This is a genomic window from Rhizobium fabae (genome assembly GCF_003985135.1).
Classification (GTDB): domain Bacteria; phylum Pseudomonadota; class Alphaproteobacteria; order Rhizobiales; family Rhizobiaceae; genus Rhizobium; species Rhizobium pisi.
Genome location: NZ_ML133651.1, coordinates 347,461 through 365,557, shown reverse-complemented (window position 1 = coordinate 365,557; position 18,097 = coordinate 347,461). Strand labels below are relative to the sequence as shown.

Below are 18,097 nucleotides of genomic sequence, written 5' to 3'. Positions count from 1 at the left end.
TCCTCCCTCTTTCCGATGAAGGCACTATACGCCGCGACGCCAGGTGATATAGATCAGAAACCCATCAAAAAACCATCAAGCCGAGGCCATGGCACATCTCTTTCTCGTCAAGGACATCGCCTTTCAGGCCGGGCTCAGTACAGCGACCGTCGACAGGGTGCTGAATGGCAGGCCAGGTGTGCGGCGGCAGACCGAGATGCGCGTGAAGGCGGCGATCGCAGAACTGGAGAAGCAGCAGGCCGGTGCGATGGGCAGCGGGCGCATATTGGCGATCGATATCGTCATGGAGACGCCACAGCGGTTCAGTGACGCGGTGCGAGCCGCTTTCGAGGCGGAGATGGCGGCCTTCCTTCCCGGTGTCTTCCGCTGCCGGTTCCATTTCGCCGAGGTGATGAAGCCGGCTGAGCTGGTTCAGCTTCTCGACCGCATCCGGCTGCGTGGCACCCACGGCATCGTGCTGAAGGCGCCTGACGTCGCCGACGTGGCGGCTGCGGTTGCGCGGGCCGATGTGGCCGGCATTCCCGTGGTGACGCTGGTGACAGACCTGCCGAATTCGGCGCGCATCGCCTATGCCGGCGCCGACAACCGGGCGGCGGGAGAGACCGCCGCCTATCTGATCGGCGAATTCCTCGGCGGTCATGGCGGCAAGGTGCTGGTAACGCTGTCGAGCGGCCGGTTCCGCGGCGAGGAGGAGCGCGAAATCGGCTTCCGCCGGATCATTCGCGCGCACTATCCCGAAATCGGCATCACCGAAATCAGCGAGGGGCACGGCACCGATGCCGCGACGGGGACGCTCGCGGCGGCAGCGCTTGCGGCCGATCCCGCCATCAACGCCGTCTATTCGATCGGTGGCGGCAACCGGGCGGTACTGGCGGTCTTCGAGGCGGCCAAGCGTCCGGTCCGTGTCTTCGTCGCTCATGATCTGGATGCGGACAATCGCGCCCTGCTTGCTGCGCGCCGGATCGGCTTCGTGCTGCATCACGATCTCAGAACTGATGCGCGTTCCGCCTTCCGGGCGATCATGAGCCGGACTGCGGCATCGGGGCGAGCGGTTTCGAACTCGCTCTCTTCCGTTGAAATCGTTACGCCCTACAATATGCCCGCGGGCGATTGAGCCAATCGGCTTTCCTTCCATGGCGAATTCGGGCTACAGCTGGCGTGAATGAGGTGAGCGAGATGGATTACAGTGACGTCAGCACTATCGCAGCCTGGGTCACGGAGCAGGGCCTGAAGGGTGCTTCGGAAGTCGAGCTGATGACCGGTTTCTGTACGGCTTGCCGGAAGGCCGGGCTGCCGCTCGATCGCGGTCTGGCGCTGATGGATACGCTGCATCCCGTGCATGAAGGCCGGGCCTTCCGCTGGGACAGCGAGGAGATGGTCGAGACGGAATTCGAATATGGTCCGTCGAGTGCGGGAGAGGCGGCTGCGAACTGGCAGCGTTCAGCCTTCTATTATCTCTGGTCAGGCAACGAGAAAGAAGTGCGTCGCCGTATCGGGTTCGGCGATCCGATCGATTTTAGCCTGCTCGATACGATCGCTGCGGCCGGCCACACGGATTTCGTGGCGATGATGCATCGTTTCGCCGAAGCCGGCACGATCGGCGAGATGGATTGCTTCTTTTCGCATTTCTCTACGAAGCATCCCGAGGGTTTCTCCGATCATCACCTCGCCATCCTGCGCAAGCTGGTGCCGGTACTGGGGCTGGCGATCAAGTGCATCGCGCTCGGACGCATCGCCCGCACCATCGCGGAAGTCTATTTGGGAGAGGATGCGGCCCGCCAGGTGATGGAAGGCAAGATCAGCCGAGGCAAATCGGAGCGGATTTCGGCGGCACTCTGGTTTTCCGATCTCTTGAACTACACCAAGATTTCCGATCGCGTGCCTCCGGAGGAAATCATCCCGCTGCTTAACGATTACAGCGAGGTGGCGATCTCTGCGGTCCATCAGGCGGGCGGCAACGTGCTGAAGCTGATCGGCGATGGCGTGCTCGCCATCTTCAAGGGCGAGGTGCCGGCGGAGACTTGCCGCGCAGCGCTCAAGGCCGAAGCGCTTCTACGGGAAAAGCTCCGCGTATTGAACGCCGCACGTGAGGCCGATGGCCGGCCAACCACCGATGTCTATATCGGCCTGCATATCGGCGACGTGTTCTACGGCAATATCGGCAGCCAGGACCGGCTTGATTTCACGGTTATCGGCCCTGCCGTCAATGAGGTCAGCCGCATTGCCTCGATGTGCCGTTCGGTCGATCTCAACCTGTTGATCTCCTCCGATTTTGCGGCTGCGATACCGGAGGAACAGCGCCCATCGCTCGCTTGCGTCGGGCGCTATGCGTTGCGTGGCGTGCAGCGCGCGCGGGAGCTTTATACGCTCGACAGCGCGCGGCTGAACAACTGATCCCGGGAATTGCACTATCGCAGCAGGGCCGACCGACTATTTGATAAGGCTGTGCCGCAGCGCCCATTTTTCCGGCCCATGGACGGCGGCAAAGAGCAGACCGGCAAGGAAGGTGAAGTGATCGATGAAGAAGCCGAACTCGGCTTGGTTCTGCTGCCAATGGGATGGGCCGTGGAAGGAGAAGGCGAGGAAGATCACATAGATGCCTGCCAAGAGGCTCGCCTCGGTGAAGAAGGCCCCTGATATGAACGCGAGTGCGAGGGCGATCTCGAAGAAGGCTGCGACCCAGCTGAGAAATGTCGCCATGGGGAAACCGGCAGCGGCGATATAGGCCGCGGTCGCGCCGATATCGGCGAACTTGAAGCCGGCGGCCATGAAGAAGACGAAGCTGAAGATGATGCGGGCGATGATGACTGCGATTGCTCTGGCCATGTGAAACCTCCTTTTTGAGCTTCCATTATGACGGATGAAATATTCGATATCCTACACGGCGAATGAAAAAGGTCGCCTGCGCGACCCTCCGCTCTCACCACTCGGCGGAGCTGCTGTCGGCATGGCGGCAGATCGGGTTGCGCCAGCGGCGGCCTCCTTGGCGCTCGACGCCCAGGCCCGGCCCCTGACGAGAGCCATCTGCTGGTATGATGATTTAGGTTATGAAGATGTCGTCTTCGCCCGATAGAGCGTTATATTGCCGGTGGGGACCTCGAAGTCCTCTTCCGGATGGGGCGGCATTCCGCCGTCCCTCGAAAGCTCAAATCGAAAACAGGAGGACGGAATGCAGATCAATCGTACGGCTTCGGCTCATTGGACCGGTGGCCTCAAGGACGGTAAAGGCCTGATCTCGACGCAGAGCGGCGCCCTGAAGGATTATCCCTATGGTTTTGCAAGCCGCTTCGAAGGCGTTCCCGGCACCAATCCGGAAGAACTGATCGGCGCAGCCCATGCCGGCTGCTTCACCATGGCGCTCTCGCTGATCCTCGGCGAAGCCGGTTTTACCGCCGAGCACATGGAAACCTCCGCCAAGGTGACGCTCGAAAGCGTCGAGGGCGGCTTTGCCATCACCGCTATCCATCTCTCACTCTCCGGCCGCATCCCAGGCGCCGACGAGGCTACCTTCACCGAACTCGCCAATAAGGCTAAAGCCGGCTGCCCGATTTCCAAGGCGCTCGCAGCCGTCCCGATCACGCTCGACGTCAAGCTCGCCTGATTTCCGCTATCCGCGCAGGGGTGCCGCGCGCTTCCGCGTCGCGGCACTTTTTAAGCGGCTCGACGATTTTTCCGGAAAATTCGCCTGATCAATGCGCCTGCAGCCGCCGGCGCATTGATCAGGCGTGCCTGCGTCGCGCTGCCGCAGCTTGACAAATGATGCCTGATATTTTACGACTGACGAAATTCAAAAATCGTCAGTCGTAATTCGAGGTATCGAAACTATGGACGACATCACGGAAAATACGCTCGACATCACGCGGCAGGAGAATGTCACGCGCATTCTCGATGCGGCCGAGCGGCTGTTCCGTCACTACGGCTACAGCAAGACGACGGTGGCCGACATCGCCCGCGATCTCGGCATGTCGCCAGCCAACATCTATCGCTTCTTCGCCTCCAAGGTGGAAATTCACCAGGCACTCTGCGGGCGCATGCTCGCCACCGCTTATCAAATCGCCTACGACATCCGCCACCAGCCGGTCAGCGCCAGCGAGCGGCTGCGTCGCTATGTCGAGACCCAGCATCAGTTGACGCTGGATCTGATGCTCGACGAGATGAAGGTGCATGAGATGATCATCGTCGCGATCGAGCGCGACTGGCACGTCATCGAAAAACATATCGACCGCGTCCACGATCTGATCGCCGAAATCATCGCCGAAGGCATTGCCGCCGGCGAGTTCGCCGAGCAGGACCCGGTCGTTGCCTCACGCTGCTTCGGCGCGGCGACAATCAATCTCTGCCACCCGCAGATGGTGGCGCAATGTCTTGCCAAAACCAACCGCGCAAGCGTCGACGAACTGATCGACTATGTGATCAGAGCCCTGAAAAAATAATGGACGGCAGTCGCCGTCGCGACCCCCGAAACGATCCAGGAGTGCGGAAGATGTTTTCGCTCAAGACCCTCAGCCATCGCATGCCGTCCGTCGCCGCTCTCGTGCTCGTCGGCGCTGTCGGCATCGGCCTTTCCGCCTGTTCGGAAGAGAAAGCTGAGGTCAAGCAAGTCATACGGCCCGTGAAGGTCGTCGAGATCGCCAAGGCCGGTGACACGCGCAAGCTCGATTATTCCGGTTCGGTCAAGGCGCGCACGGAGATGAACCTCGGCTTCCGCGTCGCCGGCAAGATCACCGAGCGCCTCGTCGATATCGGCGACCGGGTGACGCCTGGCGATGTTCTCGCCCGGGTCGACGCCACGGATTATCAGTTGGCGGTCAAGACGGCGGACGCCAATCTCGCCTCGGCGGAAAGGGGCGTCGAAACCGCCGATCTCGCCAACAGACGCGCCGAACAGCTTTTCGACAAGAGCGTCGCGCCGAAGTCGCAGGTCGAGCAGGCCTCGCTCAGCCATGACCAGGCGATCTCGCAGCGCGATGCCGCGCTCTCCGCACTCGACCAGGCGAAGAACCAGGTGAGCTACACCGAGCTCAAGGCCGGTCAGAACGGCATCGTGACCGCGATCAATGCCGATACCGGCCAGGTCGTTGGCGCCGGCGCTGCCGTCGTCACCGTCGCTGTCGACGGCGAGAAGGAAGTGCAGATCGCGGTTCCGGAAAACGATATTGCCGAATTCAAACCCGGCAAAACGGTCAAGGCAAGCTTCTGGGCCGACGATAAGCTGGCGCTTGACGGCAAGGTGCGCGAGGTTTCCGGCAGCGCCGACCAGCAGTCGCGCACTTTTGCGGTTCGGGTAAGCCTGCCGAACGATCCGCGCATCTTGCTCGGCATGACCGCGACGATCGAGGCCGACGTCAGCAACGGCAACAGCTATGTCTCGATCCCGCTCAGCGCGCTCGCCGACAAGGACGGCAAGCAGATGGTCTGGACCGTCGACCGCGACACGGCGACCGTGCATGGCCGCGACATCAAGGTCGCCGATTTCACCGGCGACGGCGTGCATGTGACCGAGGGTCTCGACACCGGCGACCTCGTGGTTTCGGCCGGCACGCAGTTCATGAGCGAGAACCTGAAGGTGAAGGTGCCGAACCAGCAGTCGGCTCTTGTCGATACGGACCAGACCGTCCGCTGATCGCGCGATAAAAGGGAACAGGACCATGGACGCCTCCACCACTGAAAAGCGGCCCTTCAATCTGTCGCGCTGGGCAATCGGGCATCCGAGCATCGCCCGCTTCCTCTTCGGGCTGATCATCATCACCGGCGTGCTCGGCCTGATGCGCATGGGCCAGCGCGAAGACCCCGAATTCACCTTCCGCGTCATGGTTGTTCAGGCGATCTGGCCGGGCGCTTCCATCCAGGAAATGGAAGATCAGGTCGTCAACAAGATCGAACGCAAGCTGCAGGAAACGCCGCATATCGACTGGGTCAAGTCCTATACGCGGGCGGGCAGCGCGATCATCACGCTGCAAGTCAAGGGCGACACGAACTCGCAACAGGTGGCGGACGCCTTCTATCAGGTGCGCAAGAAGGTCGGCGACATCTCCAATGAGCTGCCGAAGGGCCTGCTCGGTCCCTATTTCAACGACGAGTTCGGCGATACCTTCATCACGCTGCATTCGATCAGCGGCGATGGCTATTCCTATCCCGAGCTGAAGAAATTCGCGATCCAGGCGCGCGACATGCTGCTGACGACGCCTGGTGTCGAGAAGGCCGTAATCATCGGCGACCAGCCTGAGAAGATCTATATCGACGTCTCCTCCAAGGCGCTCGCCGAGCGCGGCCTGACGATCCTCGACCTGCAGAACGCCATCAAGGGCCAGAACAATGTCGATCCGGCAGGCTCGGTCGATACCGGTCTGCGCTCGGTGCGCATCTCCGTCGAAGGCGATGTGAAGAAGGCCGCTGATATCCGCGAACTGCGCCTTCGCGCCGGCGGCCAGGTGACCCGTCTTGGCGATATCGCCACCGTGAGTTCCGGGCTCGAAGATCCCTATCAGCGCAAGTACCGTTTCAACGGACACGAAAGCGTCCAGGTCGGCGTCGTGATGGCCAAGGGCTTCAACGTGATCGATGTCGGCAAGGGCGTGGAGGCGACCTATCAGCGCTTCGAAGAGTCGCTGCCCTATGGCGTCGCCGTCAACCAGATCGCCAACCAGCCCGATGTCGTGACGGATGCAGTCAGCGAATTCATGCACGCGCTCGGCGAAGCCCTGATCATCGTGCTGATCGTCTCGTTTGTGTCGATCGGCTGGCGCTCGGGTCTCGTCATCGCCATCGCCATTCCGCTGGTGCTCGCCGCCACCTTCGCCCTGATGTACGAACTCGGCATCGACTTGCAGCGCATTTCGCTCGGCGCGCTCATCATCGCGCTCGGCCTGCTCGTCGACGATGCGATGATCGTCGTCGAGATGATGGAGCGAAAGCTGGAGGAGGGGCTCGTCAAGATCGATGCGGCGAGCTTCGCCTATTCCTCGACCGCCTTCCCGATGCTGACCGGCACGCTGATCACCACGGCCGGCTTCATTCCCGTCGGCTTTGCGGCATCGACAGCCGGCGAATACGTCCGATCGCTGTTCTACGTCGTCGGCATCGCGCTTGTGACTTCGTGGTTCGTCGCGGTCTATTTCACGCCGTGGCTCGGTTATATGATCCTCAAGCAGCGTCACCATGCCGGGGAGCATCACGATGCCTTCGACACGGGCTTCTATCGCCGGCTGCGCGGCACGGTCGGCTGGGCGGTTCGCCACCGGGTCATCGTGTTGCTGCTGACGCTCGGCACCTTCGTCACCAGCCTCTGGGTCTTCCAGTTCATTCCGCAGAATTTCTTCCCGCAATCCTCGCGGCCGGAAATTCTCGTCGATCTCTGGCTGCCCGAGGGCACCAGCATCAAGGAAGTCGAAGTGCAGGCAAAGGCGCTCGAAGCCAAGATGATGGACGATCCCGACAAGAAGTTCATCGCCACCTATATCGGCGAGGGCGCACCGCGCTTCTTCCTGCCGCTCGATCAGCAGTTGCGCAATCCGAATTTCGCCCAGCTTCTCGTCATGGCCAAGGACGAACCGGCGCGTGAACGCCTGATCGTCAAGCTGCGCACGGTTCTCGCGGAAGATTTCCCCTCGATCCGCGGCAAGGTCGACCGCCTCTTCCTCGGCCCGCCCACAGGCTGGCCGGTGCAGATGCGCGTCATGGGGCCCGACCGCCAGGAAGTGCGTCAAGTCGCCGATCAGGTGAAGGCGCGCTTCGAGGCCAATCCGATGCTCGGCGCCATCCATGACGACTGGCTGGAACAGGTGCCGGCAATGAAGCTGGTGATCGACCAGGACCGCGCCCGGGCGCTTGGCGTCACCTCGCAGCGCGTGCGCCAGATGCTGCAGACCGCCATGTCCGGCGCGCCGCTCGACGATTTCCGTGACGGCGAGGAGACGGTTTCGATCGTCGCCCGCGAGCCGGATGCCAACCGCTCGCTGCTGTCGGCGGTCAACTCCGTATATGTGCCGACGGATTACGGCGGCTTCGTTCCGGTCTCGCAGGTTGCCAAGGTTGTGCCGGCCATGGAACAGGGCATCGAATGGCGGCGTAACAGGCTGCCGACGATCACCGTGCGCGCGACACTGCCGGACGGTGTGCAGCCGAACGACGTGGTCATGAAGATGTACGCCGATATGAAGGACCTGCGCGACAGCCTGCCTGCCGGCTACAAGGTCGAGATCCAGGGCGGCGCCGAGGATGCGGCGGAAAGCCAGATGTCGATCGCCGCCAAGGCCCCGATCATGCTCGCGGTTATCGTCGTGTTGCTGATGGTGCAGTTGCAGCACTTCGGCAAGGCAATGCTGGTGCTCGCCACGGGGCCGCTTGGTATCATCGGTGCGGCGGCCGCATTGCTGATCAGCGGCGCGCCCTTCGGCTTCGTCGCGATCCTCGGTGTCATCGCGCTGCTCGGCATCATCATGCGCAACTCGATCATCCTGGTCGATCAGATCGACCAGGATATCAAGGCGGGCATGCACCGGCAGGAGGCGATCGTCGGCGCGGCTGTGCGGCGTTTCCGGCCGATCATGCTGACGGCGCTGACCGCCGTGCTGGCGCTGATCCCGATCTCGCGCGGCGTCTTCTGGGGTCCGCTCGCCTACGCGATGATGGGCGGCATTCTGGTTGCGACTGTGCTCACCATTCTGGTTCTGCCCGCCGGCTACGCCCTTTTCTTCGGCCGGGAGCCGAAGGCAAAGGACGAGCCAGGCGTGGATGCCGACGCCATCCAGGAAGAGGCGGATGACAGACATCCGCCGGCGTTGGCAGCCGAGTGAGAGCGGCGCGGCGAAAGCCGCGCCGTTTTCCCTGTAGGCCCTTCCCGTCAAAGCGTGTCGCTGCTGATTCCATTGCCACTTCGAAAAAGCTAAGCTGCGAAAGCATGCCGGGAGACAAGCCGCGATCCTGGCCGTTCATTAACGGGGAGGGCGCGACCATGGCCGAATATCGTCTGGAAACAAGCTGGCACCCTGTCGAAGGCAGTTTCGGGCGCTTGACCTTCACCCTCTTCAATCTTTCGACCGAGCCACTGTCCGGCTTCTCGCTTGCTTATACCTCCGAGACGCGAGTCGCCGACAAACATGTCTGCAATGGCGGCAGCCTGAAGCGGCAGCTCGCGCATTTCCATGAATTCCTGCCGCACGACGGGCTGAGCGTGCCGCACGGCGGCCACTGGCGGTTTACGGTCGAGGGGCTGACCAGAGAGCCCAAACATGTGACAGCAGGCATCAAATCGGCCTATCTGACACTTGGCGACGGGCGCCATGTTCCCGTCGCTTTCGGCGATCTCATCCTTGAAGGCCGAGAGGGCGGTGCGGCGCCGCCGCTTCTGCCGCCGGGCCGGGTCGAGGAACCTTATTCACTGCTGCCCTGGCCGCTGTCGCTTGGATTGAAAGCTGGGAACCTGCCCGTCGTTCTCTATCCGGCGGCGAAGACACGGCCCGACGCGATCAAGGCGCTCTGCCTGGTTACGGAGCTCTATCAGCGGCTCTATCCCGCCAACAACGTGCCGTTTTCGCTCAGCACCGTAAAGGGCGGGCGGGCCATTCGTTTCGTCACCGAATCGTCGATCGCCGAATTTGCCTATGAGTTGCGTTTTACCGCCCATGAGGTCGTACTTTCGAGTGCGGATGCGGCAGGACGGCAATACGGACTGATCAGCCTGGCGCAGCTGCTGCACGGCGCCCGCGCGGAGCCGGAGATTTTCAAATTCCCTAATTTCGGCGCGATCGCCGACCAGCCTCGATATGGCTGGCGCGGCTGCCATATCGATGTGTCCAGGCAATTCTATCCGGCCGCCGACGTCATGCGGCTGATCGACATTCTCGCCTGGAACAAGCTCAACATCTTCCACTGGCACCTGACCGATGACGAAGCCTGGCGGCTGGAGATCAAGGCCTATCCCGCCCTGACGGAGATCGGCGCGCGGCGCGGCCCGGACGAAGTGCTCGTGCCGCAGCTCGGCGATGGGGCGGAGCCGCGCTCCGGCCATTACAAGCAGGACGACGTCAGGCGGATCGTTGCGCATGCCGCCTCTCTGCATGTCGAGGTGGTGCCGGAGATCGATATTCCCGGCCACAGCACCGCGACGCTGCTCTCCCTACCGGAGCTCGTCGACGGGCAGGAGGCGCCGGACAGCTACCGCTCGGTGCAGGGTTATCCCAACAATGCCCTCAACCCGGCGGTGGAATTCACCTATGAATTCCTCGGCAAGGTGTTCGACGAGATGGTGACGCTGTTTCCCAGCGAATATCTCCATATCGGCGGCGATGAAGTGGCGCAGGGCTCCTGGCTTTCCTCGCCGCTCTGCAAGGCGCTGATGGAGCGAGAGAAACTTGCCGGGACCGCCGAGTTGCAATCCTATTTCCTCAAACGCATCAAGGCCATGCTATCGGAACGCGGCAGAAAGCTCGCCGGCTGGAACGAGGTCTCGCATGGCGGCGGCGTCGATCGGGACGGCACGCTGCTGATGGCCTGGGAAAGGCCCGCCGTCGGCATTGAGCTGGCTAAGGAAGGCTACGACGTGGTGATGACGCCGGGGCAGGCCTATTATCTCGACATGGCGCAGGCCGAAGCCTGGGCCGAGCCCGGCGCGGCTTGGGCGGGCTACGCTCCGCCGGAACACACGTACGCCTACGAGGCAGAGGGAGAGTTGCCGGAGGCGCTGCAGGAGAAGATGCGCGGCATCCAGGCCTGCATCTGGACCGAGAATTTCGTCTCGCACGCCTATTTCAACCGGCTGGTCTTCCCGCGCCTTGCGGCCATCGCCGAAGCCGCATGGACGCCTTTAGAACGCAAAGACTGGAACCGGTTCGCGGCGATCGTGCGGATGTGGCCGATACTTTAGGAAGCAGCCGCTTCGGCTTTCAGCCCCAGCAGTGCTGCGCCGATCAGGCCAGGTTCGATGCGGCATTCGCTAGGCACTACCAGCGGGCGGTCGAACTTGCGCAGGATCCGGGCGCGAACCGCATGATCGAGCTCGGCAAGCAGCGGCTCGACATTGGAAAGCCCGCCGCCGACCGGAACGATGGTCGCGCCGGTGATGTTGATCGTCAGCGCCAAGGGCGAGGCGACGAGATCGACATAGACGTCGATCGTACGCGTCGCCTTCTCCTCCCCATGCCGCCACTGACCGATGATTTCTTCGCTGGAAAGGTCGAGATTGTGCAGCGTCTTGTGCAGGCGCTCCAGGCCCCGGGCGCCGCCGACAGTGTCGACGCAGCCCTTCTGGCCGCAGCCGCAGGCATAGGCGGGTATAGCGACGGGCGGATTGCCGGCCGCGGATGCAATGATCGGGCCATGGCCCCATTCGCCGGCAAAGCCGCCGGCCTCGTTGACGAGGCGCCCGTCAGCGACCAGTCCGCCGCCGACGCCTGTGCCGAGGATGGCGCCGAAGACGATGCGGTGGCCGCGACCGGCGCCGAGGCCGGCTTCGGCCATGGCGAAACAATCGGCATCGTTGGCGATCAGCACCGGCAGGCCGAGTTCGGCTTCGAGGTCGGCCGCGAGCGCGCGGCCGTGGATGCAGGGAATGTTGGCGCAGGTCAGCCGCTGCGTATCGGGATCGACGACGCCGGCGATGGAAAGGGCGATACGGCTCGGCTCTTCTCCGGTTTCGGCGATGATGCCGCGCAAGGCCTGGACGAAAGCGGGGAAGTCATCCTTCGGAGTCGGGTGGCGGCCGAGGGGAACGATGTCTGTCTCGGAGCGGGCGATGCCGCCCTTGATGGCGGAGCCGCCAATGTCGAATGAAATGATCATTGCCTATCTGCCGTTTCCCTGGTCTTCAGCGTCTGCTCGCACTGTTGGCCGGGAATTACAAGCCTTCAATCCGTCGCTGCCATGTGCTGCGGCGCAAACGATGAATGGTGGAGACTAAATCGCGACCGACAGCTATTCCCATCCCATAAGTCATTCAATTGGCATATTACGTCGCCAAATTTAAAGCCTGCACTTTCATCATCATTGGCATCATGACCATCGAAAACACCGATTCCCAAAGACGCAGGAGACCACGTCCACCACGTCCCAAAGGCCGTCGCCTCTCATCCGTCCTGCGGCAGCTGGCCGCAGACCAGAGCCGGGAGCGGATTTCGATCGGCGACCTGTTCCAGACGATGGGCGACAGGGCGATCAGCGCGCTGATGCTGATCTTCGCGCTGCCGAACGCCTTTCCCACTCCACCCGGCACTTCCGCCGTGCTCGGCGCGCCGCTGGTTTTCCTGGCGGTGCAGCTGACCTTTGGGTTGAAACCCTGGCTGCCGAAGACGATTGCCGCGCGTTCGATGCGGCGGGAGGACTTCGAGTCCATCGTCGGGCGCATCCATCGCTGGCTCGCCTGGGCGGAGCGTATGCTGCAGCCGAGGCTTGCGATCTTCGCCGAACCGCCCGCGGAATATCTTGCCGGTCTTTCATGCCTGCTCCTGTCGATCGTGCTGGTGCTGCCGGTTCCGCTCGGCAATATCCTGCCGGCGATCACGATCTCGGTCTTCGCTTTCGGCATATTGGGTCGCGACGGGCTGTTTTCGCTCGTCGGCTTCCTGATGACCGCCGTTTCGCTCGTCGTTGCCGGCGGCGTGATTTACGGTCTCGTAAAGACGGGGATCTATCTCATCATGCAATGGTTTGCCTGAGTAAACCCGGTTATTCGGCAGGTCTTGTTCAACAGGCTCGACATTTTCTGGAATTTTGTTTTGATCTGGCGCGATAAAGACTCGAAATCATGTTCAGTGCCGGCAAGGCCGGCTCATTTTGCGCGGTAGGCATCAATGGCAAAAAGAACCGAGACCCCTGGACGGCTCGACGATGCGGCACGCGCCGGCTGGCTTTACTACGTCGCCGGGCGCACGCAGGACGAGATCGCCGCCTCGATGGGCATCTCGCGACAATCAGCACAGCGGCTGGTGTCGCTCGCGGTCGCCGAGCGCCTCATCAAGGTGCGGCTCGACCATCCGATCGCCGCGTGCCTCGAGCTTGCCAATCAGCTGCGGCGGAAATTCGGGCTGAAATATGTGGAAGTCGTGCCGAGCGATCCAGGTTCCTCATCCACGACAGTCGGCATTGCCGAGGCGGCGGCAGCCGAGATCGAGCGCTGGCTGAAGCGGCCGGAGCCGATCGTGCTTGCGGTCGGGACCGGCCGCACGCTGAAGGCTGCCGTCGATCAGCTTCCGGCAATCGAATGTCCCAACCATCGCATCGTTTCGCTCACCGGCAACATCGCGCCGGACGGATCGGCCGCCTATTACAACGTCATCTTCAGCATGGCTGATGCGGTGAAGGCGCGGCATTATCCGATGCCGCTGCCGGTGCTCGTCACGTCGGCCGAGGAGCGGGAACTGCTGCACGGCCAGCAGCTCGTGCGCTCCACTCTCGATATCAGTGCGCAGGCCGACGTCACCTTCGTCGGCATCGGCGAGCTCGGCATCGACGGCCCGCTTTGCGTCGACGGTTTCCTCGAGAAGGACGAGATGATGGAGCTCATGCGCGGAGGGGCGGCCGGCGAGATCTGCGGCTGGATCTTCGACGCCGACGGCAAGCTGATCGACAACCCGATCAACGAGCGTGTCGCCTCCGCGCCAATCCCCTCGCGCGAGTCGTCGACGGTGATCGGACTGGCCAAGGGCAAGCGGAAATACAAGGCAATCAGGGCGGCCGTTGTTGGCCGGCAAATCAATTCGCTGATCACCGATGAAGACACCGCTGAGTTTTTGCTCAGAAGCTGAGCAAAAAATTCTCCTTCTGAATCAATGATATAGGTATAGCCTTCGGCGCCGCAGCAACGATTGCCGATTGACATTTTATGTCATTTGGTGAGTAATTGCTCATGAGCAAAGCGAATGCTCACATCTCGTCTTCTGGGAGGAAGATATGACATTGAGAACTTTTCTGTTGGGCGCCTGCTCAGCATTGGCGTTTGCCGGCATGGCTTCGGCCGAGACGCTGACAATCGCGACCGTGAACAACGGCGACATGATTCGGATGCAGAAGCTGACGGATGACTTCAAGGCGAAGAATCCCGGCATCGACCTTGAATGGGTAACCCTCGAAGAAAACGTGCTGCGCCAGAAGGTCACGACCGACATCGCGACCAAGGGCGGCCAGTACGACGTTCTGACGATCGGCACCTATGAAGTTCCGATCTGGGCAAAGCAGGGGTGGCTCTTGCCGCTCGACAATCTCGGCGACGCCTATGACGTGAATGACCTCTTGCCGGCCATCCGTAGCGGCATCAGCCAGGATGGCAAGCTTTATGCAGCGCCGTTCTACGGCGAAAGCTCCATGGTCATGTACCGTAAGGACCTGTTCGACGCCGCCGGCCTGAAGATGCCCGACGCGCCGACCTGGGACTTCATCGCAGACGCTGCGAAGAAGGTCACCAACAAGGACAAGGAAATCTACGGCATCTGCCTGCGCGGCAAGGCCGGCTGGGGCGAAAACATGGCCTTCCTGACGGCCATGTCCAACTCCTTCGGCGCGCGCTGGTTCGATGAAAAGTGGAAGCCGCAGTTCGATCAGCCCGAGTGGAAGGACACGCTGAACTTCTACGTCAACCTGATGAAGGAAGCCGGCCCTCCGGGCGCCTCGTCGAACGGCTTCAACGAAAACCTGGCGCTCTTCCAGACCGGCAAGTGCGGCATGTGGATCGACGCAACGGTTGCCGCCTCCTTCGTCTCTGACCCGAAGCAGTCGCAGGTCGCCGACAAGGTCGGCTTCGCGCTCGCCCCGGACAAGGGCCTCGGCAAGCGCGGCAACTGGCTCTGGGCCTGGAACCTCGCCATTCCGGCGGGTTCGCAGAAGGTCGAGGCAGCTGAGAAGTTCGTCGCCTGGGCCACGAGCAAGGAATACACCAACCTCGTCGCCGAGAAGGAAGGCTGGCTGAACGCACCTCCCGGCACCCGCACCTCGCTCTACGCGAATGCGGACTACCAGAAGGCCGCTCCCTTCGCCAAGATGACGCTCGACTCGATCAACTCGGCCGATCCGACCAAGCCGACCGTCAAGCCGGTCCCCTATGTCGGCGTCCAGTTCGTGGCGATCCCGGAATTCCAGGGCATCGGCACGGCGGTGGGCCAGCAGTTCTCAGCAGCCCTTGCCGGCCAGATTTCGGTCGACCAAGCGTTGAAGAGCGCACAGCAGCTGGCAACCCGCGAAATGACCAAAGCCGGCTACATTAAATAAAACCTCCTGAGCAAGAGGCGGATACTTGACAATCCGCCCCTCTGGGCCGCCGACTGCCCGAACTGCATCGGCGGCCTCTTTTTCAGATAAACCGTCCCGCGACCGGCCCCCGGCTTCAGACCAGATCGGTGATTGCCATGGCAACGTTACACACTCGCTCCGCAGCGCGTCTGATGATCGCACCCTCCGTGCTGCTCCTCTTTGCATGGATGATCGTCCCGCTCGCGATGACGATCTATTTCTCGCTACTGAATTACAATTTGCTCAGCCCCGGCTTGGAAAGCTTCGTCGGTCTGCTGAACTACGAATATTTCCTTTCCGACCCGGCCTTCATCGCTGCGTTGATCAATACGCTGGTGCTGGTCGCCGGCGTGCTTGTCATCACCGTCGTCGGCGGCATCGCCTTCGCGCTCTTGCTCGACCAGCCGATGTACGGGCAGGGGATCGTGCGCATCCTCGTCATTGCGCCGTTCTTCGTCATGCCAACGGTCGCCGCACTGGTCTGGAAAAACATGTTCATGAACCCGGTCAACGGCCTCTTCGCGCATCTTGCGAAGGCGTTCGGCCTGCAGCCGATCGACTGGCTGGCGAACGCACCGCTGTTCTCCGTCATTCTTATCGTCGCCTGGCAGTGGCTGCCCTTTGCCACCCTCATCCTCCTGACCGCGCTGCAATCGCTCGATGAGGAGCAGAAGGAGGCGGCCGAGATGGACGGCGCGGGCGCCATCTCGAAATTCATCTACATCATCCTGCCGCATATGGCGCGCGCCATCACCGTGGTGATCCTGATCCAGACGATCTTCCTGCTGTCGGTCTTTGCCGAGATCCTCGTCACCACCAATGGCGGACCGGGCACCGACAGCACCAATCTTACCTATCTCGTCTATGCGCAGGCGCTCTTGCAGTTCGATATCGGCGGAGCCTCGGCGGGCGGTATCGTCGCTGTCGTGCTCGCCAATATCGTTGCGATCTTCCTCGTCCGCCTCGTCGGCAAGAATCTGGAGGCTTGAGATGGCTAGAAAGGTCACCACCCAACGCAAGGTCATCATGACCGCGATCGCCTGGGCGCTCGGCATCCTGATCTTCTTCCCGATCCTCTGGACGTTTCTGACCAGCTTCAAGTCGGAAGCGGACGCCATCGCCTCGCCGCCGCAGTTCCTGTTCTTCCATTGGACGACGGAGAACTATGCGGAGGTGCAAAGCCGGTCGAACTACCTCAGCCACTTCATGAATTCGGTGATCATTTCCTTCGGCTCGACGCTGATCGGCCTGATCATCGCAATCCCGGCCGCCTGGGCGATGGCGTTCGCGCCCACCAAGCGGACCAAGGACGTGCTGATGTGGATGCTGTCGACCAAGATGATGCCCCCTGTGGGCGCACTGATCCCGATCTATCTGATGTTCCGCAATTCGGGCCTGCTCGACACGCGCATCGGGCTGGTGATCGTGCTCACGCTGATCAACCTGCCGATCATCGTCTGGATGCTCTACACCTACTTCAAGGAAATTCCCGGCGAGATCCTCGAAGCGGCCCGCATGGACGGGGCGTCGCTGATGAAGGAAATCGTCTACGTGCTGACGCCGATGGCGGTGCCGGGCATTGCCTCGACGTTGCTTCTGAACATCATCCTTGCCTGGAACGAGGCTTTCTGGACGCTCAACCTCACTGCCTCGAAGGCGGCGCCGTTGACGGCCTTCATCGCTTCCTATTCCAGCCCTGAGGGCTTGTTCTATGCCAAGCTCTCGGCGGCCTCGACCATGGCGATCGCACCGATCCTGATCCTCGGCTGGTTCAGCCAGAAACAACTCGTACGCGGCCTGACCTTCGGCGCGGTGAAGTAAGATAAAAGGGAGAGAAACATGGGCAGCATTACCCTTCAGAAGGTTTCCAAGGTCTTCGGCGAAGCCAAGGTCATCCCTTCGATCGATCTCGACATCAGGGACGGCGAGTTCGTCGTCTTCGTTGGCCCGTCTGGCTGCGGCAAGTCCACTCTGCTTAGGCTGATCGCCGGTCTCGAGGACGTTTCCGGCGGCAAGATCGTCATCGACGGCAGGGACGCCACCGAAAAGGCGCCTTCGGAGCGTGGTCTTGCCATGGTGTTCCAGTCCTACGCGCTTTATCCGCATATGAGCGTGCGCAACAACATCGCCTTCCCGCTGAAGATGGCGGGCGTGGACAAGGCGGAGATCGATCGCAAGGTGACGGATGCCGCCCGCGTGCTCAACCTGACCGACTATCTGGAGCGCAAACCGCGCCAGCTTTCCGGCGGTCAGCGCCAGCGTGTCGCGATCGGCCGCGCTATCGTGCGACAGCCTTCGGCCTTCCTGTTCGACGAGCCGCTGTCGAACCTCGATGCGGCGTTGCGCGTCAACATGCGCCTCGAAATCAGCGAACTGCATCAGCAGCTGAAGACGACGATGGTCTACGTCACGCATGATCAGGTCGAGGCCATGACCATGGCCGACAAGATCGTCGTGTTGAACAGGGGCAATATCGAGCAGGTCGGTTCGCCGCTTGAGCTCTACAGCCGCCCGCGCAACCTTTTCGTCGCCGGCTTCATCGGCTCGCCGAAGATGAATTTCATCAAGGGGCAGAACGCGGCCCAGCTTGGCGCGCATACCATAGGCATCCGCCCCGAGCATGTGCTGCTGTCGATGGAGAGCGGCGACTGGAAGGGCAGGGTCGTGGTCGCCGAACATCTCGGTTCCGACACCTTCCTGCATATCGATGCCGAAGACATCGGCATGGTGACGGCCCGCGGCAGCGGCGATTTCGCCGCAAAGGCCGGCGATACGGTCTACCTGACGCCGGACCGTTCGCGCATCCACAAATTCAACGAGGGCGGCCTCTCCATCTGAGGCGCGCCGCCGGGGGGCAGGCATGCGAGCCGGACGATGGCGT

At 61.9% G+C, this 18,097-nt stretch carries 15 protein-coding genes; 13 read left to right on the top strand and 2 right to left on the bottom strand.

Translation table 11 applies throughout. From position 1 onward, the window contains the following. Nucleotides 1-88 precede the first annotated feature (88 nt). Nucleotides 89-1,114, top strand: a complete 1,026-nt coding sequence (locus EFB14_RS17255) for a LacI family DNA-binding transcriptional regulator (RefSeq protein ID WP_126827379.1) — start codon at nucleotides 89-91, stop codon at nucleotides 1,112-1,114. Nucleotides 1,115-1,176: 62 nt separating this feature from the next. After that, on the top strand, nucleotides 1,177-2,394 hold the full coding sequence (locus EFB14_RS17250) for an adenylate/guanylate cyclase domain-containing protein (RefSeq protein ID WP_126827377.1): 1,218 nt from the start codon (nucleotides 1,177-1,179) through the stop codon (nucleotides 2,392-2,394). A gap of 36 nt (nucleotides 2,395-2,430) precedes the next feature. Here the strand turns inward: EFB14_RS17250 and EFB14_RS17245 are convergent, their stop codons facing one another. Next, nucleotides 2,431-2,826: a DoxX family protein gene (locus EFB14_RS17245; protein ID WP_126827375.1), complete on the bottom strand. Its 396-nt coding sequence runs from the start codon at nucleotides 2,824-2,826 to the stop codon at nucleotides 2,431-2,433. Nucleotides 2,827-3,169: 343 nt separating this feature from the next. Here EFB14_RS17245 and EFB14_RS17240 point away from each other — a divergent pair, with 343 nt between their 5' ends. From EFB14_RS17240 to EFB14_RS17220, 5 genes are all read left to right on the top strand, one after another. Further along, nucleotides 3,170-3,601 carry an OsmC family protein gene (locus EFB14_RS17240; RefSeq protein WP_126827373.1) on the top strand — a complete coding sequence of 144 codons (432 nt, stop codon included), beginning with the start codon at nucleotides 3,170-3,172 and terminating at the stop codon, nucleotides 3,599-3,601. Nucleotides 3,602-3,824: 223 nt separating this feature from the next. Then, nucleotides 3,825-4,433 carry a TetR/AcrR family transcriptional regulator gene (locus EFB14_RS17235; protein WP_125850121.1) on the top strand — a complete coding sequence of 203 codons (609 nt, stop codon included), beginning with the start codon at nucleotides 3,825-3,827 and terminating at the stop codon, nucleotides 4,431-4,433. 50 nt (nucleotides 4,434-4,483) lie between these two features. Further along, nucleotides 4,484-5,623 (top strand): efflux RND transporter periplasmic adaptor subunit, encoded by a 1,140-nt coding sequence (locus EFB14_RS17230; protein ID WP_126827371.1) that lies wholly within the window; start codon nucleotides 4,484-4,486, stop codon nucleotides 5,621-5,623. Nucleotides 5,624-5,648: 25 nt separating this feature from the next. Next, nucleotides 5,649-8,795, top strand: coding sequence for an efflux RND transporter permease subunit (locus EFB14_RS17225; RefSeq protein WP_126827369.1), 3,147 nt, complete (start codon nucleotides 5,649-5,651; stop codon nucleotides 8,793-8,795). A 158-nt stretch (nucleotides 8,796-8,953) separates the two neighbouring features. Continuing rightward, entirely contained in the window at nucleotides 8,954-10,864 is a 1,911-nt protein-coding gene (locus EFB14_RS17220) for a beta-N-acetylhexosaminidase (protein WP_126827367.1), read from the top strand. Here the strand turns inward: EFB14_RS17220 and EFB14_RS17215 are convergent. Beyond that, nucleotides 10,861-11,778, bottom strand: coding sequence for an ROK family protein (locus tag EFB14_RS17215; RefSeq protein WP_125850113.1), 918 nt, complete (start codon nucleotides 11,776-11,778; stop codon nucleotides 10,861-10,863). The two genes, EFB14_RS17220 and EFB14_RS17215, sit on opposite strands and share 4 nt — an antisense overlap. A 293-nt stretch (nucleotides 11,779-12,071) precedes the next feature. Between EFB14_RS17215 and EFB14_RS17210 the strand changes: the two genes are divergently transcribed. The 6 genes from EFB14_RS17210 to EFB14_RS17185 all read left to right on the top strand — a co-directional run bounded on the left by EFB14_RS17210 (nucleotide 12,072) and on the right by EFB14_RS17185 (nucleotide 18,054). Continuing rightward, complete coding sequence (locus EFB14_RS17210) at nucleotides 12,072-12,650, top strand: exopolysaccharide biosynthesis protein (RefSeq protein WP_183604866.1); 579 nt, start codon at nucleotides 12,072-12,074, stop codon at nucleotides 12,648-12,650. Nucleotides 12,651-12,785: 135 nt separating this feature from the next. Then, nucleotides 12,786-13,739 carry a sugar-binding transcriptional regulator gene (locus EFB14_RS17205; protein WP_126827365.1) on the top strand — a complete coding sequence of 318 codons (954 nt, stop codon included), beginning with the start codon at nucleotides 12,786-12,788 and terminating at the stop codon, nucleotides 13,737-13,739. 145 nt (nucleotides 13,740-13,884) lie between these two features. Next, entirely contained in the window at nucleotides 13,885-15,195 is a 1,311-nt protein-coding gene (locus tag EFB14_RS17200) for an ABC transporter substrate-binding protein (RefSeq protein WP_126827363.1), read from the top strand. Nucleotides 15,196-15,332: 137 nt separating this feature from the next. Then, nucleotides 15,333-16,205 carry a carbohydrate ABC transporter permease gene (locus tag EFB14_RS17195; RefSeq protein WP_125850105.1) on the top strand — a complete coding sequence of 291 codons (873 nt, stop codon included), beginning with the start codon at nucleotides 15,333-15,335 and terminating at the stop codon, nucleotides 16,203-16,205. Nucleotide 16,206: 1 nt separating this feature from the next. After that, nucleotides 16,207-17,037: a carbohydrate ABC transporter permease gene (locus EFB14_RS17190; protein ID WP_126827361.1), complete on the top strand. Its 831-nt coding sequence runs from the start codon at nucleotides 16,207-16,209 to the stop codon at nucleotides 17,035-17,037. A gap of 18 nt (nucleotides 17,038-17,055) precedes the next feature. Then, nucleotides 17,056-18,054 (top strand): ABC transporter ATP-binding protein, encoded by a 999-nt coding sequence (locus EFB14_RS17185; protein ID WP_125850101.1) that lies wholly within the window; start codon nucleotides 17,056-17,058, stop codon nucleotides 18,052-18,054. Nucleotides 18,055-18,097 lie beyond the last annotated feature (43 nt).

What these genes read in the sequence shown, in the direction of transcription:
- EFB14_RS17195 (WP_125850105.1), top strand. Translation starts at nt 15,333, where the DNA reads ATGGCAACGTTACACACTCGCTCCGCAGCGCGTCTGATGATCGCACCC.
- EFB14_RS17250 (WP_126827377.1), top strand. Translation starts at nt 1,177, where the DNA reads ATGGATTACAGTGACGTCAGCACTATCGCAGCCTGGGTCACGGAGCAG.
- EFB14_RS17220 (WP_126827367.1), top strand. Translation starts at nt 8,954, where the DNA reads ATGGCCGAATATCGTCTGGAAACAAGCTGGCACCCTGTCGAAGGCAGT.
- EFB14_RS17185 (WP_125850101.1), top strand. Translation starts at nt 17,056, where the DNA reads ATGGGCAGCATTACCCTTCAGAAGGTTTCCAAGGTCTTCGGCGAAGCC.
- EFB14_RS17230 (WP_126827371.1), top strand. Translation starts at nt 4,484, where the DNA reads ATGTTTTCGCTCAAGACCCTCAGCCATCGCATGCCGTCCGTCGCCGCT.
- EFB14_RS17190 (WP_126827361.1), top strand. Translation starts at nt 16,207, where the DNA reads ATGGCTAGAAAGGTCACCACCCAACGCAAGGTCATCATGACCGCGATC.
- EFB14_RS17225 (WP_126827369.1), top strand. Translation starts at nt 5,649, where the DNA reads ATGGACGCCTCCACCACTGAAAAGCGGCCCTTCAATCTGTCGCGCTGG.
- EFB14_RS17255 (WP_126827379.1), top strand. Translation starts at nt 89, where the DNA reads ATGGCACATCTCTTTCTCGTCAAGGACATCGCCTTTCAGGCCGGGCTC.
- EFB14_RS17235 (WP_125850121.1), top strand. Translation starts at nt 3,825, where the DNA reads ATGGACGACATCACGGAAAATACGCTCGACATCACGCGGCAGGAGAAT.
- EFB14_RS17215 (WP_125850113.1), bottom strand. Translation starts at nt 11,778, where the DNA reads ATGATCATTTCATTCGACATTGGCGGCTCCGCCATCAAGGGCGGCATC.
- EFB14_RS17240 (WP_126827373.1), top strand. Translation starts at nt 3,170, where the DNA reads ATGCAGATCAATCGTACGGCTTCGGCTCATTGGACCGGTGGCCTCAAG.
- EFB14_RS17200 (WP_126827363.1), top strand. Translation starts at nt 13,885, where the DNA reads ATGACATTGAGAACTTTTCTGTTGGGCGCCTGCTCAGCATTGGCGTTT.
- EFB14_RS17245 (WP_126827375.1), bottom strand. Translation starts at nt 2,826, where the DNA reads ATGGCCAGAGCAATCGCAGTCATCATCGCCCGCATCATCTTCAGCTTC.
- EFB14_RS17205 (WP_126827365.1), top strand. Translation starts at nt 12,786, where the DNA reads ATGGCAAAAAGAACCGAGACCCCTGGACGGCTCGACGATGCGGCACGC.